We start from the raw sequence: 14,315 nt of genomic DNA, 5'->3' as shown, positions 1-14,315 counted from the left end.
GTCGGCTGTCGGTGGTCGCCGCTAGGGTCGGGTGGATGAGTGAGACACCGTTCCTGGCGCCCGATGGTCAGACGCGCTGCGCGTGGGCCGGCGGGGCGCCGGAGTTCCTGGACTACCACGACACCGAGTGGGGTTTTCCGGCCGGCGGTGACGTACGGCTCTTCGAGAAGATCTGCCTGGAAGGATTCCAGAGCGGGCTGTCGTGGCGCACGATCCTCAACAAGCGGCCCGCGTTCCGTGAGGTCTTCGCCGACTTCGACTTCTACAAGGTGGCCGAGTTCGACGAGGGCGACGTCGAGCGCCTCCTGCAGGACGCGAGGATCATCCGCCACCGCGGCAAGATCGAGGCGGCGATCAACAACGCCCGCCGCGCGGTCGACCTCGTCGAGGAGCGCGGGTCGCTGGCTGCGTACGTCTGGGGGTTCGAGCCCGAGCCGCTCAAGGTTCCGGAGGTGGTGGCCACCTCCGCCGCCTCGATCAGCCTCTCCAAGGACCTCAAGAAGCGAGGCTGGAAGTTCGTCGGGCCGACGACGATGTACGCGTTCATGCAGTCGATGGGGATCGTCAACGACCACTCGCTCGACTGCGTGATCCGGGATCGGGTCGAGGCCGAGCGGGCGGCGTTCGTCAGGCCCTGACCGTCCGCCGGGTTGTCCCAAACCTGGGGGGCCGATACCCCGTGGAAACCAGAATGTGTTTAGGCTGTCCTAACTAAGCATTGCCTAACCCGAGGTGGTCCCCACGTGATCCGTCGTCCCGTACTCATCGCAGTGAGCACCGCGCTTGCTGTCTCCGGCCTGGCTGCCTGCAGCACCGGCTCCACCGACTCCGCCGACTCCGGCCAGGAGTCCACCTCGAAGGCCGACTCGGGTGCCTTCCCGGTGACCATCGAGCACGCCTTCGGCGAGACCAAGATCGACGAGGAGCCGAAGCGCATCTCCGTCGTCGGTGTCAACGACGCCGACATGCTCCTCTCGCTGGGCGTCGTGCCCGTCAGCATCCCCAAGGTCACCTGGGGTGGCGACGAGGACGGCACCACGCCGTGGTTCGACGAGAAGCTCGAGGAGCTCGACGCCGACATGCCGGCGATCCTCGACCAGACCGACGCCATCCCGGTCGACGAGGTCGCCAAGCAGACCCCCGACCTGATCCTGGCGACCTACTCGGGCATCACCGAGGAGGAGTACAAGAAGCTCTCCGAGATCGCGCCGGTCGTCGCCTACCCGGACCAGCCGTGGGCGACCGCGTGGGAGGACTCCCTCGACATGGTCGGTCAGGCCACCGGCCGCAACGAGCTGGCCGACGAGGTCGAGGCCGACACCCAGAAGCTCTACGAGGACGCCAAGAAGGACACCCCGGAGATCCAGGGCAAGACCTTCATCTGGGCGGCGCTGTCCACCGCCGACCTCTCCCAGATCCCGTTCTACACGACCGAGGACGCCCGCCCGGACTTCCTCTCCGACCTGGGCATGAAGAACGCGCCGGTCGTCGAGGAGAACACCAAGAAGGGCGAGTTCTTCGCCCAGGTCTCCGCCGAGAAGGCCAGCGAGCTCCAGTCCGACTTCCTGTTCACCTACGCGGTGGAGGACACCGACGCCGAGACGTACGCGAAGGACAAGCTGATCGGCCAGGTCCCCGCGATCAAGGCCGGCCACATGTGGGCCTCGACCGACAACGCCGCCTCGCTCGCCGCGGGCACCCCGACGCCGCTGTCGGTGCCCTACGCCATCGATGAGTTCGTCCCGGGCATCGTCAAGGCTCTCGAGGGTCAGTGACCCTCACGACGACGCTCAACCGAGCCCCGGCCGCGGATCTGCGCGGCCGGGGCCGGTCATCGATGCTGCGGGTCGTGATCCTGCTCGCCGGCGTCCTCCTGGTCGCCGTCGTCGCCTCGATGCTGATCGGTGCGAAGCTCGTCTCCCCGCTGGATCTGTGGCGTGAGGGCAGCGTCGGCCAGGGCATCCTGGAGACCCGGATGCCGCGCACGGTCCTCGGGTTGATGGCCGGTGCCGCGCTGGCGCTCGCGGGCGCCTGCCTGCAGGGCCTGACCCGCAACCCGCTGGCCGACCCGGGACTTCTCGGGCTCAACTCCGGCGCCACGTTCGCGATGGTGCTGGCGGTCTCGGTCTTCGGCATCGGCTCGCTCAACGCCTACCTCTGGTTCGGCTTCGCCGGGGCCGCGATCGCCGCGGTTCTCGTGCACACGGTCGCCTCCTTCGGGTCGGGTGGCGCGACCCCGGCCAAGCTCGTCCTCGCCGGTGCCGCGCTCGCCGCCGGGGTCACCTCGTGGACCACCGCCGTCCTGCTCACCGACAAGGCGACCTTCGACGTGATCCGGCTGTGGCAGGTCGGCACCATCGGTGGCCGCGGCTGGGACATCGTCCTGACCGGCCTGCCCTTCCTGGCCGTCGGCGCGGTGCTGACCCTGGCCGGCGCCCGCACCCTCGACACGCTCGCCCTCGGCGACGACCTCGCCCGCGGGCTCGGACGGCGCACCGGCATCGACCGTGCCGTCATCGGTCTCGGCGTCGTGCTCCTCACCGGCACCGCCACCGCGCTGTGCGGACCGATCGGCTTCGTCGGCCTGATCGTCCCCCACATGGTCCGGGTCATGGTCGGCTCGGCCTACACCCGGGTCCTCCCTCTCTCGGCGGGCTTCGGCGCCGCCCTCACCCTCCTGGCGGACGTCGTCGGCCGGGTCGTCTGGCCGCCCTCGGAGATCCAGGTCGGTGTGATGGCAGCCGTCGTCGGCGTACCCGTCTTCGTCTTCTTCCTGCGCCGCGGACGGATGGCTGGCCTATGACCGTTCAGTCGATCAACCCCACAGGGGTCGTACGCAGAGCCCGGCGCATCCCGCAGCGGCGGCTCGTCCTGGTGGCCGGTGGCCTGGGCGCGGCGCTGTTCGGGCTGTTCGTGCTCCGCGTGCTCGCCGGCGACTACATCATCACCCTGCCGGACTTCTTCCGGATCCTGGGCGGCGAGGAGATCCCCGGCACGACCTTCATCCTGATGGAGTCGAAGCTGCCTCGAGCGGTTCTGGGTGTGCTGGCCGGAGTCGCCTTCGGTGCCGCCGGCGCGATCTTCCAGTCGACCCTGCGCAACCCGCTCGCCAGCCCCGACATGCTCGGCATCTCGCTCGGGGCGAGCGCGTCGGCTGTCTTCGCCATCGTCGTCCTCTCGCTGAACGGCTCGGCGCTCTCGCTCGCCGGGATCATCGGTGCGGTGCTCACCGCCGTCCTGATCCGGCTGGTGGCCGGCAGCGACGGTGGCTACCGCCTGGTGCTCGTCGGCGTCACCGCAGCCGCGGGCCTGGTCGCGGTGATCCAGTACCTCTTCACCCGCGCGAACGAGTACGACGCCCAGCTCGCGCTGCGCTGGATGACCGGTAGCCTCAACTCGGCCTCCTGGCCGACGATCCGGATCCTGCTCGTCGCCTTGGTGATCCTGCTCCCGCTGGTGGCCTGGACCGTGAAGTCGCAGCGCGTGCTCGAGCTCGGTCCGGACGTCGCCAACGCACTCGGCGTCACCCACCGCTACGCCGACCTGCTGCTCCTCCTCGCCGTGCTGCTGTGCGCGCTGGCGGTCGCCGCGACCGGCCCGGTCGCGTTCGTCGCGTTCGTCGCCGGGCCGATCGCCCGGGTCCTCAACGGCGGGCGTACGACGATCCTCGGTGCCGCGCTGGTCGGCGCCGTCGTGATGGTCGGGGCCGACTATGTCGCGGCCTATGGATTCCCCGACACCAACCTCCCGGTCGGTGTCGTCACCGGTGCGTTCGGGGCGCCGTTCCTGTTGTGGTTGCTCGCCAGCGGGCGGGCTGGAAGGCGATGACATGAAAGAGGCCCAGATGAGACTCGCTGCGGAGAGCGTGAGCCTCGGCTACGGCGCCGACCCCATCGTCGACGAGGTCTCCCTGGAGATCCCCGACGGCCTGACCACCGTGATCGTCGGCGCCAACGGCTGCGGGAAGTCGACCCTGCTGCGCGGGATGGCGCGGCTGCTCCGGCCCATCTCGGGGCAGGTCGTCCTGGACGGCAAGGCGGTCCACAAGCAGCCCACCCGGGCGGTGGCCAAGACGCTCGGGCTGATGCCTCAGTCGCCGATCGCGCCCGAGGGGATCACGGTCGTCGACCTCGTCGGCCGCGGTCGCCAGCCCCACCGTGGCGCGCTGCAGCGCTGGTCGCCCGCGGACGACGCCGCCGTCGCCGAGGCGCTCGAGCTGACCAACACGCTCGACCTGGCCGACCGGATCGTGGACGAGCTCTCCGGTGGTCAGCGGCAGCGGGTCTGGGTGGCGATGGCGCTCGCCCAGCAGACCGATCTGCTGCTCCTCGACGAGCCGACCACGTTCCTCGACGTCGCCCATCAGATCGACCTCCTCGACCTGCTCCACGGGCTCCGCTCGTCGCGAGGAACCACCGTCGTGATGGTGCTCCACGACCTCAACCTGGCTGCGCGCTACGCCGACCACCTGATCGCGATGAGCGGCGGCAAGATCGCCGCCACCGGCAAGCCCGCCGAGGTGGTCACCGCCGACCGCGTCGAAGAGGTCTTCGGTCTGGAGGCGCAGATCATCTCGGACCCCGTCTCGGGCACACCGCTGGTCGTCCCCATCGGACGTCACCACCGGCCCTCCGCTCACCCCCACGCACAAGGAGCCTGACATGCCCATCCTCGCCCGCGTCTCGGTGCGCTCCGTCGAACGCCTCTCCCCGTCCTTCGCCCGGATCGAGCTGGTCGGCGAGGACCTGGCCGACTTCGGCAACGACGGGCCGACCCTCGACCAGCGCATCAAGCTCCTCTTCCCGGCCACCCCGGGCGTGCTGCCCGAGCTGACGGCCGAGGACTGGTACACCGAATGGCTCGCCCTCCCCGAGGAGGAGCGCCCCCGGATGCGCACCTACACGATCCGTTCGATCGAGGGCGACGGCATCGAGAAGCGCCTGTACGTCGACTTCGTGCTGCACCCCGGCGCCCACGGCCCCGGCTCCGACTGGGCGGGCGTGGCCGAGCCGGGCGACGAGATCCTGGTCGCCGGGCCCAAGCTCGGCGAGCCCTACGGTGGGATCGAGTGGCTTCCCGGTGAGGCGACCCGGCTGCTTCTGGTCGGTGACGAGACGGCCGTCCCGGCGATCGTCTCGATTCTCGAGGCGCTGCCGGCGGACGCCACCGGATCGGCCTTCCTGGAGGTGCCGGTCGCTGGTGACGTACAGGATGTGTCTGCGCCTGAAGGGCTGCAGGTCAGCTGGCTGCCGCGTGACGGTGGGCCCGTGGGCGGTCCGTCCCTGGCCGCCGTCGGCGGTCTGCTCGGCTTCACGGCGACCCCCGAGGACGTGACCTCGGTCGAGGTCGAGGACCCCGACCTGTGGGAGACGCCCGTCTACTCCTCCTCCGGCGAGGCGGTCGCCGCGAACGGAGCCGACGGAGGCGAGGACGGGCGCTATGCCTGGATCGCCGGGGAGTCCCGGATGGTCACCGCACTGCGCCGCCATCTGGTCAACGAGCTCGAGATGCCGCGCAAGCAGGTCGCCTTCATGGGCTACTGGCGAGAAGGCGTGTCGATGAAGGGGTGACCCGGCGCTTTTTCGGGGCGTCCGCGTGGTTAAGTTTGATGCGCCCAATCAAATAGAAGGGTCTCGGAATGCAAGCAAGCATCCTGGCCGCGGACACCCTGATCCAGGCCAACGCGGTCGACTATCTCCTGATCGCGATCTACTTCGCGTTCGTTCTCGGCATCGGCTTCCTGGCCAGCCGTGGCATGTCGAGCTCGGTCGACTTCTTCCTCTCGGGTAGGTCCCTGCCCGCGTGGGTCACCGGACTCGCATTCATCTCAGCAAACCTCGGCGCCGTCGAGATCATGGGGATGTCGGCAACGGGAGCGCAGGTCGGGCTCCCCACCGTCCATTACTTCTGGATCGGTGCCATCCCGGCCATGCTGTTCCTGGGCGTCGTGATGATGCCCTTCTACTACGGCTCGAACGTGCGCTCGGTCCCCGAGTTCATGAAGCGCCGTTTCGGCACCGGTGCCCATCTGGTCAACGCGCTCTCGTTCGCGGTGGCGCAGCTGCTCATCGCCGGCATCAACCTCTACCTGCTCGGCTCCATCGTGCACGCGCTGCTCGGCTGGCCGCTGTGGGTGGCGCTGATCGTGGCCGCCGTGATCGTGCTGTCCTACATCACCCTCGGTGGACTGAAGGCCGCGATCTACAACGAGGTGCTGCAGTTCTTCGTGATCGTCGCCGGACTGCTGCCACTGACCATCCTGGGCCTCCACCGGGTGGGCGGCTGGGACGGTCTGACCTCGAAGATCGAGAAGGCCGCGGCCGCCAACCCCGACACCATCGCGCCCGCCGCCGACCAGCTCAACTCCTGGCCCGGCACCGCCCTGACCGGCTTCTCGTCCGACTTCCTCTCGGTCGTCGGCATCGTGTTCGGTCTCGGCTTCGTGCTCTCCTTCGGCTACTGGACGACCAACTTCGTCGAGGTCCAGCGGGCGATGGCCGCCGACTCGATCAGCGCGGCCCGCAAGACGCCGATCATCGGTGCGTACCCGAAGATGTTCATCCCGTTCATCACCATTCTCCCCGGCATGATCGCGGCCGTCCTGGTCACCGAGATCGCACAGACGAAGGCGGGGGAATCGATCGCAGGCGGTGCCTCGGGTGAGGGAGTGACCTACAACGACTCGCTGCTCTATCTGATGGCAGAGGTGCTGCCCAACGGTCTGCTCGGGCTGGCGATCACGGGTCTGCTGGCGGCGTTCATGGCCGGTATGGCGGCCAACGTCTCCGCCTTCAACACGGTGGTGTCCTTCGACATCGTCCAGGAGTACATCATCAAGGACCGCCCCGACGACTTCTACGTGAAGCTCGGCCGTTGGGCGACCGTCGCGGCGACGGCCATCGCGATCTTCACCGCCGTCCTGGCCTCCAGCTTCTCCAACATCATGGACTACCTGCAGACCCTGTTCGGGTTCTTCAACGCTCCGCTGTTCGCGACGTTCATCCTGGGTATGTTCTGGAAGCGGATGACCGCGACCGCCGGTTGGGCGGGTCTCGTCTCCGGCACCTTGGCGGCGGTGGGCGTCGGCATCCTCGCCGACGGCACGCTCGGCGGACTCTCCGTCGGCGTCCTGCCGCTGTCCGGCCAGGGCGCGTCGTTCGTAGCTGCTGGGGTGGCCTTCGGCGTCGACATCATCGTCAGCGTGATCGTCTCGCTGGTGACCGCGCCGAAGCCGGAAGGCTCTCTGAAGGGTCTGGTCTATTCCGAGACACCGAGGGAGGACCTGGTGGACCCGGAGGACGCCGGCCGCCCGTGGTGGCAGCGCCCGGTGCCCCTTGCCGGCCTCGCGCTGGTCCTGGTCACCATCCTGAACGCGATCTTCTGAGGAGACTGAGATGCCTAGCGAATCGAACCCGGCCAAGACCGACAAGGGGCTGCTCGGCACGCTGCTGTCGCTCTTCGACATCCGCAACGTGATCGGGTCCCTGCTCGCGGTCTACGGCCTCATCCTGCTGCTGATGGGCCTGTTCGGCGACCCCGAGGTCGACAAGACCGGCGGGCCCAACGCCAACCTCTGGGCCGGCATCGTCCTGCTCGTCGTCGGGGGCGCTTTCATCGCCTGGGGCGTGCTCCGGCCGGTCGTGCCGGACGCTCCTCACCTCAGCAAGGAGAAGTAGGCCCCTCCCGGGCTCAGAGCCCGATGAGGGTGATGTCACCACTCACGGTGGTGGTGCGGAGCTCGACGTAGGGCTCACCCGCGGCCGGTGCGCCAGCGCTCTGGACAGTGCTGGTGCACCGGCCGGTCACCGTGTTGACGTCGGTCCACACCGGGGTGCCGTTCGGGATCCCGATGCGTACGTCGGAGGAGGCCCCCTTCACCGAGATCCGGCCCGCGCCGACCGAGTGGATCGCGAAGTCGCCGGCGCCGGTCGAGTGGCTCACGTCGCCCTCGACCTCGTCGATCTCCACGCTGCCGGAGCCGGTCTTGGTCTGCAGGTCGTGGACCGTGCCGATCCGGATGTCGCCGGACCCGGACTTGATCGAGGCACGACCGTCGAGGGTGTCGGCCTCGACGTCCCCCGAGCCGGACTCGACCTGGAACTCCTCGGTGACCCGGTCGATCCGTACGTCGCCCGACCCGGTCTGGAGCCACGCTGCCCGAAGGACGCCCTGGGTGGCGATGTCGGCGCTTCCGGTGCGGACACGGAGCTGGCTGCGGGCCGGGACCGTCACGCTGATGTCGTAGCGTCTCGAGCGGCTGAACGGACCCTTGTGCGGGTCGACGATGTTGATGGTGTCGCCGCTCTGCTCGACGACGAGACTCTCGGCATCGTCGCCGTCGACCTCGACGACCGTCTCGTCCGTGTCGGTCGCCTGGACCTCGAGGTTGCCCTTGCCGAACTCGACGAACAGCTTGGCGGGGGCGGTGGACATGAAGGTGTACGTGCTCATGGTGCTGCTCCTGAAGGGTGTGGTGATCTACCGGACCGGCCGGGCGGCCGTCCGTTGCTGCTCGTGAGGTCAGGTCAGAGCCAGCCGGTCATCCGGCGGTCGGACCTGCCGCGGTTGTTCCCATGGAACGGATCGAGGCTGCTCATCGCCTCGCTGACGATGTGGGGGATGGCGGAGAGGTCGACGTCGACGTTGACCGCGCTCTCGCGGGTCGCCGCACGGACCGCGCCGACGAGCCAGGTGTTGAGCGACTGGCCGGCGTCGGCCGCCGCCTCCTCGGCCTTCGCCTTGAGCGACTCCGGGATGCGCAACGTGACCCGGGCGAGGGTGTCGTCGCCCTCCGGCTCCGGCGGGACCGGGGGAGCGGGCGGAGTCGGGGGTGCCGGCGGCGTCGGGGGGACCGGCTCGGCGAGCTCCGGAAGCGTCACTCCGAACTCCAGGTCGCGCCCACGCAGACGTACGTCCACGTTGCCAGTCGGCAGCTCCGCCGTGATCTCCGCGGCCGCCTGGCTCACCGCCTCCATCACCGCCAGCCGAGCGGCCGGGTCGAGCGCGTAGGTGAGCCGTTCCGCGGTCTCCCGCGCCTCCGGCCCGGATGCGTCGGCCGCGGCCAGCAGGTCCCGTCGCAGGCTGTCGATGTACGGCGTGATGTCCATGTGCACCACTATGACATCACAATGACGTCATTACAACCCCAATCTGACATCACGTGACGTCAAGCTCTCGACCTAAATGACGATGACACCTTGTGAATCGCTCACAAGGTGTCATCGGCTGGTGCTGCGGACCGCGGGGGTCAGAGGTCGAAGAGCGACCCTGCCTCGTGGATGTCGACGTCGGTACGCGGCGCGTGCGCCTCTCCGCTGACGGCCGGTGCCGGCTTCGGCTCCGGCGCGGCGGCGGCCTTCTCGGGCTTCGGCTCGGGCTCCGGCTCGGCCGGGATCTCATCCTCGACCGCCGCTTCCTCTGCAGGTGCGGTAGGTGCTTCGTCGACCATGGCTGCCGGGGCGGCCTCGGCCGCAGGAGCGGCAGGAGCCGCCGGAGCTGCCGCCGCGACCGCGCCCTCCGGGGCCTCGATGTCGAAGAGTGAGCCGAGGCTGTCGAAGTCGACGTCGGTCTTCGGCTCCGAGATCGTTCCCGAACCGGCCGCAGGTGCGGCAGGCGCGGGCGCAGCGGGCTCGGCCGGGGCCTCCGTGACCGCCTCGACCGGAGCCGCAGGCTCGGCGGCCTTGGCCGTTGTCGCCTCGGGCTCGCTGGCCGGGATGTCGAAGAGCGAACCACCAGCACTGAGGTCGATGCTCGACTCTTCGGCAGCCGGTGCCGGAGCCGGGGCGGGTGCCTCGGGCTCGGCGGCGGGTGCCGGTGCGGCCTCCTCGGCGGGTGTGGCCGCGATGTCGAAGAGCGAGCCGCCCCCACCGAGGTCGACAGCAGGCTCCTCGGCGGGCGCCGGAGCAGCCTTTGCCTCGGGCGCGGCAGCAGGCTCTGCCTCCTGGGCGGGTACGTCGAAGAGCGACCCACCGGTCCCGAGATCCGCAGCAGGCTCCTCAGCCGGCTTGTCGGCCGGCACGTCGAACAGCGAGCCACCCGACGCCGGGGTCTCTTCGGCGGGCACCTCCGCAGGCGTGTCGAAGAGCGACCCTCCGGAGGCCGGCTTCTCCGGCTCGGCGGCCGGAGCCGGGGTGTCGAAGAGCGACCCGCCGCCCGACGTACCTCCGGTGGCCGGCTCGGCCGGGGCGGGGGTGTCGAAGAGCGAGGACGCGTCGGCAGGAGCCTTCTCGGTCTCGGTGGTCTCGGTGGTCTCGGGGGCCGAGTCGAAGAGTGACGTGCCCGCTGCAGCGGTGGGGGCGGCCTCCTCGACGGCCGGAGCGGCCTTGGCGGCGGCACCGACCTTCGCACCCTCGCCCGGGGCCAGCTTGGTCGCCTGCTCGCCCTTCACGGATGCGAGCAGCATCTGCGCGACGTCGAGCACCTCGACCTCTTCGCGTGCGGCGCCGTTGGCCTGGGCCTTGGTCAGGCCGTCGGAGAGCATGACGCGGCAGAACGGGCAGCCGACGGCGATCTGGTCGGCACCGGTGGCGACGGCCTCGTCGGTGCGGTTCTCGTTGATCCGCGACCCGATCTTCTCCTCCATCCACATCCGGGCGCCGCCGGCGCCACAGCAGAAGGAGCGCTCGGAGTTGCGGGGCATCTCCTTGTACTCTGCCCCCGGCATGATCTGCAGCAGCTCGCGCGGCGGCTCGTAGACGCCGTTGTGGCGACCGATGTAGCACGGGTCGTGGTAGGTGATCGAACGCGTGTGGGCGCCCGCGCCGTCGGCGACCGGGGTCAGCTTGCCCTCGCGTACGAGACGGTTGAGCAGCTGGGTGTGGTGGACGACCTCGAGCTCGATGCCGAACTCCTTGTACTCGTTCTTCAACGTGTTGAAGCAGTGAGCACAGGTGGTGACGGCCTTCTTGACCTTGAACTCCTTGAACGTCTCGACGTTCTGCTGAGCCAGGCCCTGGAAGACGAACTCGTTGCCGGCGCGACGGGCGGAGTCACCGGTGCAGGTCTCGCCGTTGCCGAGTACGCCGAAGGAGACCCCGGCCATGTCGAGCAGCTCGGCCACGGCGCGGGTGGTCTTCTTGGCCCGGTCCTCGTAGGCGCCGGCACAGCCGACCCAGAACAGCCAGTCGACCTCTTCGAGCGACTCGATGTCCTTGCCGACCTCCTTGACGTCGAAGGGCAGGTCCTTGGCCCAGTCCATGCGCGCGTTGGCGTTCATGTTCCAGGGGTTGCCCTTGCCCTCGAGGCCCTTGAAGAGGCCGTTGAGCTCGGAGGGGAAGTTGGACTCGACGAGCACCTGGTAGCGGCGCATGTCCATGATGTGGTCGACGTGCTCGATGTCGACGGGGCACTGCTGGACGCAGGCACCGCAGGAGGTGCAGGACCAGAGCACGTCCTCGTCGATGACGAAGCCGCCGTCCTCGGGGTTGTAGAACCAGTCGAGCACCTCGGCGTTGCCCTCGGCACCCGCCGGGGCGCCGTCGGCCTTGCCGATGAGGGGCTTCTCCTTGAGGTCGCCGTCTGCGGCCGCGGCGTACGCGTGCTCACGCAGGCCCATCATCAGCAGCTTCGGAGAGAGCGGCTTCTCGGTGTTCCAGGCGGGGCACTGCGACTGGCAGCGTCCACACTCGGTGCAGGTGGTGAAGTCGAGGATGCCCTTCCAGGAGAAGTCCTGGATCGAGCCGACACCGAGGATGGCGTCCTCGGGGATCCGGTCCTCCTCGACGTCCTCGAGGGTGACCGGCTTGCCGTCGATGAGCATCGGCTTGATCGCGCCGAGCGCGGTGCCGAGCGGGCGGGCGCCGTCAGCAGCAGACGTACGCGACCCCGGCTCGCGCTTGAACCAGATGTTGAACCAGGCGGTGAAGCGGTGCCAGGCGACACCCATCGTCAGGTTGGACGAGATCACCATGAGCCAGATCAGCGCGGAGAGGATCTTGAAGGCCGCGATGAGGTAGATGATGTTCTCCAGCGACCCGATGGCGTCGTGGCCGGTCGGGTAGAGGCCACCGAAGAACTGCGAGATCGGGAAGTGGAAGCCGGTGGCGTGCTCGGCGTGCTCGCCGCCGTGGGCCAGGGCCAGGTTGTACTCCGCGCCGCGGATGAACAAGATCGCGATCGACTCCAGCAGCACCATCGCCTCGACGAAGAACGCCTGCCACATGACCGAGCCGTAGAACCGTGTCCCGCGGCCGAGCTTCTTCGGCTGGTGCAGCAGCCGGTAGATGATCAGCGGGATGATGCCCAGGGCGCCCAGCAGGCCCAGACCCTCGGCCACCCACTCGTAGAGGAAGAACTTCCCGATGAAGGGGATCGTCCAGTCTGCGGAGAAGAGCTGGAAGTACGCCGAGCCGACGGCGGTCGAGAGCACGATGAACGCCGCGAAGGCGAACCAGTGCAGGATGCCGACCCAGGTCCACTGCAACATCCGCGTGTGGAGGACGGTCTCTTTCAGCATCGTCAGGGTGCGGGCCAGCGGCTGGTCGACGCGGCTGATCGGCGTGCCGATCCTGATGACCGCGAGCATGGACCTGACCGCCTTCGTCGTCAGATAGACGGCGGCGACCGTTGTCGCGAGGCACACGACGATGGTGATGATCTGCAACATGCCTAGGCGCTCCTCATCAGCGGGCAGGACTGCCGGAATGCAACCGAGCCTAGTGCTTGTGGTCGGTTCGGTTGCGCAAGGGTGGGTTGATACTACCCGTGAGTAACTTCAGAATGAAGAAACGGCCCGCGACCTGGTCAGGACGCGGGCCGTTTCTTAGGACAGCCTCAGTGGATCAAGGCCTCACGCGTTCGAGTTCACCTTGAACTTGGCGTGACCGATGTTGACAACGGTCTTGGTGCCCTCGGTGGCGTCGAGGAGCGTCAGCCGCAGGGCGACGACCTCGATCAGGTTCTTGCTGCGCTCGACGACGACGTTGGTCTCGATCTTGGCCAGGCCGGGGATGTCGACGCGGGAGAGCGCCGACCCGAGCTGGGCGAGGGAGACCTTCTTGTCGTTGATGAAGATGTCGCCGAACTTGGTGCCCGAGGTGGACGTCGAGGCGCCCTTGCCCTTGACGAACTTGGCGTTCGCCTGGGCGCGGATGGCCTCGATGCGGATCGCACCGTCGCCGATGTTGACGCCGGCGACCTCGGCGAAGGTGTAGCCCTCGGCGGTGGTCTTGGTCTGGTTCGAACGCTGACCGCTGGTCAGGCCCTTGACGTCGACGACGCTGCCGGCCTCGCCCAGCGGAACGCCGGCGATGGACTTGGTCTTCAGCTTGCCCTTGGTGCCGGCGCAGGAGGCGTTGGTCAGCGGGTTCTTGCCGACCTTGGCGACACCACCGAGCGCGGAGGCGTCGACGCCGTTGGAGAAGCCACGGAAGGTCGCGGAGTAGGCCTGACCGTTGATCTCGGCGCGCGAGCGACCGACGATGACCTCGGAGTCGGTGCCGTGGAGCTTGATCCAGATGCCGTTGGCGTAAGCCTCGGCGCCGTCGGCGTTGGTCTTCTCGACGGTGTTGCCCAGACCGATGGTGGCAATGCCCGGGATGACGAGCGGCTTGTCACGGCCGGGGATCGGAAGGTCGATCTTCTGGCCGGGACCGGCCGGGTCCAGGACGACGTGAGCGATCTTGGCCTTCGAGTCGGCCTTGTAGGCCTTGCCGTCCCACCAGGCCTGCGAGACCGAGCTGAGACCCTCGACGGTGACCTTGCCCAGCGGGCTCTTGTCGAGCACCACGTCGGCGATCTTGTGCTCCGAGATGGACTTGACCGTCGCGCCGGACTTGACCGTGCGCTGCTTGGTCGTGGTCGCGCCGATCGTGCCGACACCGGGCACCTTGGCGCCGGCGGTGTTGTTGTTGACGTCGTAGCCAGCCTTACGGGTGCACCCGATGGTCTGGTATCCGAGGTCTCCCGAGTTGGCCGGGATGTTTCCACCGGTCACGCGGGTGCCGAAGCCGCTGGCGAACAGCCCGAACGAGGTGTTCGTCAGTGCGGCCTGTGAGGGCGCCGGCACAACCAGAACTGCGCCGACGACGGCGGCAGCGGCTGCGGACAGCGCGAGCGTACGGATGCTTCGCATTGTTGGTTGGACTCCGATTCTGCGGTGGGGATCCCCCAAGATCCCCGCAACGGGGTCGTGCCACCTGCCAGATCCGGGGGAACCTGGCGCGCTCCCGAGTTAAGGGGTGGCACATCGCTCAAACGAGAGAAAACCACGGAAGTTATCGGGACGGAGGTCCTATTTCTATATGGCCCGTCCTTGTCATGAGTAACCCACCCGGGCATGCGCAAACGGGCCGTGACCTCGGAGAGGTCACGGCCCG

The 14,315-nt window shown here is 68.5% G+C and carries 12 protein-coding genes; 8 read left to right on the top strand and 4 right to left on the bottom strand.

The window, feature by feature from the left end:
* The first annotated feature begins 35 nt into the window (after positions 1-35).
* From ABZ796_RS22505 to ABZ796_RS22470, 8 genes are all read left to right on the top strand, one after another.
* Positions 36-638, top strand: coding sequence for a DNA-3-methyladenine glycosylase I (locus tag ABZ796_RS22505; protein ID WP_357339924.1), 603 nt, complete (start codon positions 36-38; stop codon positions 636-638).
* Between the two features lie 105 nt (positions 639-743).
* Positions 744-1,775 carry an iron-siderophore ABC transporter substrate-binding protein gene (locus ABZ796_RS22500; protein ID WP_357339923.1) on the top strand — a complete coding sequence of 344 codons (1,032 nt, stop codon included), beginning with the start codon at positions 744-746 and terminating at the stop codon, positions 1,773-1,775.
* Entirely contained in the window at positions 1,772-2,803 is a 1,032-nt protein-coding gene (locus ABZ796_RS22495) for an iron ABC transporter permease (RefSeq protein WP_357339922.1), read from the top strand. The genes ABZ796_RS22500 and ABZ796_RS22495 overlap by 4 nt, the downstream gene beginning before the upstream one ends.
* Complete coding sequence (locus ABZ796_RS22490; RefSeq protein WP_357339921.1) at positions 2,800-3,828, top strand: iron chelate uptake ABC transporter family permease subunit; 1,029 nt, start codon at positions 2,800-2,802, stop codon at positions 3,826-3,828. Before ABZ796_RS22495 ends, ABZ796_RS22490 begins: the two co-directional genes overlap by 4 nt.
* Before the next feature lie 16 nt (positions 3,829-3,844).
* A complete protein-coding gene (locus tag ABZ796_RS22485; protein ID WP_357339920.1) occupies positions 3,845-4,660 on the top strand; it encodes an ABC transporter ATP-binding protein in 816 nt (271 codons plus the stop codon).
* 1 nt (position 4,661) lies between these two features.
* Positions 4,662-5,570, top strand: coding sequence for a siderophore-interacting protein (locus ABZ796_RS22480; protein ID WP_357339919.1), 909 nt, complete (start codon positions 4,662-4,664; stop codon positions 5,568-5,570).
* An 83-nt stretch (positions 5,571-5,653) separates the two neighbouring features.
* A complete protein-coding gene (locus ABZ796_RS22475; RefSeq protein WP_357339958.1) occupies positions 5,654-7,384 on the top strand; it encodes a sodium:solute symporter family protein in 1,731 nt (576 codons plus the stop codon).
* Between the two features lie 10 nt (positions 7,385-7,394).
* Positions 7,395-7,676 (top strand): hypothetical protein, encoded by a 282-nt coding sequence (locus ABZ796_RS22470; RefSeq protein WP_357339918.1) that lies wholly within the window; start codon positions 7,395-7,397, stop codon positions 7,674-7,676.
* 13 nt (positions 7,677-7,689) lie between these two features.
* On the opposite strand, the gene ABZ796_RS22465 is transcribed toward ABZ796_RS22470, so the two are convergent.
* From ABZ796_RS22465 to ABZ796_RS22450, 4 genes are all read right to left on the bottom strand, one after another.
* Positions 7,690-8,451: a DUF4097 family beta strand repeat-containing protein gene (locus ABZ796_RS22465; RefSeq protein ID WP_357339917.1), complete on the bottom strand. Its 762-nt coding sequence runs from the start codon at positions 8,449-8,451 to the stop codon at positions 7,690-7,692.
* Between the two features lie 74 nt (positions 8,452-8,525).
* Positions 8,526-9,107: a toxin-antitoxin system HicB family antitoxin gene (locus ABZ796_RS22460; RefSeq protein WP_357339916.1), complete on the bottom strand. Its 582-nt coding sequence runs from the start codon at positions 9,105-9,107 to the stop codon at positions 8,526-8,528.
* A 140-nt stretch (positions 9,108-9,247) separates the two neighbouring features.
* The gene (locus ABZ796_RS22455; RefSeq protein WP_357339914.1) at positions 9,248-12,604 is read right to left on the bottom strand and encodes a (Fe-S)-binding protein; all 3,357 of its coding nucleotides are present in this window, start codon (positions 12,602-12,604) and stop codon (positions 9,248-9,250) included.
* Between the two features lie 183 nt (positions 12,605-12,787).
* Complete coding sequence (locus ABZ796_RS22450; RefSeq protein WP_357339912.1) at positions 12,788-14,071, bottom strand: choice-of-anchor P family protein; 1,284 nt, start codon at positions 14,069-14,071, stop codon at positions 12,788-12,790.
* Positions 14,072-14,315: the final 244 nt, after the last annotated feature.

This window comes from Nocardioides sp. NPDC047086, assembly GCF_040643685.1.
Classification (GTDB): domain Bacteria; phylum Actinomycetota; class Actinomycetes; order Propionibacteriales; family Nocardioidaceae; genus Nocardioides.
Note: the sequence above shows the minus strand (reverse complement) of the source record. Positions and strands in the feature narration are given on the sequence as shown.

Coding starts and splice junctions, on each gene's coding strand:
- ABZ796_RS22470 (WP_357339918.1), top strand. CDS start 7,395: ATGCCTAGCGAATCGAACCCGGCCAAGACCGACAAGGGGCTGCTCGGC.
- ABZ796_RS22460 (WP_357339916.1), bottom strand. CDS start 9,107: ATGGACATCACGCCGTACATCGACAGCCTGCGACGGGACCTGCTGGCC.
- ABZ796_RS22450 (WP_357339912.1), bottom strand. CDS start 14,071: ATGCGAAGCATCCGTACGCTCGCGCTGTCCGCAGCCGCTGCCGCCGTC.
- ABZ796_RS22505 (WP_357339924.1), top strand. CDS start 36: ATGAGTGAGACACCGTTCCTGGCGCCCGATGGTCAGACGCGCTGCGCG.
- ABZ796_RS22485 (WP_357339920.1), top strand. CDS start 3,845: ATGAGACTCGCTGCGGAGAGCGTGAGCCTCGGCTACGGCGCCGACCCC.
- ABZ796_RS22480 (WP_357339919.1), top strand. CDS start 4,662: ATGCCCATCCTCGCCCGCGTCTCGGTGCGCTCCGTCGAACGCCTCTCC.
- ABZ796_RS22490 (WP_357339921.1), top strand. CDS start 2,800: ATGACCGTTCAGTCGATCAACCCCACAGGGGTCGTACGCAGAGCCCGG.
- ABZ796_RS22455 (WP_357339914.1), bottom strand. CDS start 12,604: ATGTTGCAGATCATCACCATCGTCGTGTGCCTCGCGACAACGGTCGCC.
- ABZ796_RS22465 (WP_357339917.1), bottom strand. CDS start 8,451: ATGAGCACGTACACCTTCATGTCCACCGCCCCCGCCAAGCTGTTCGTC.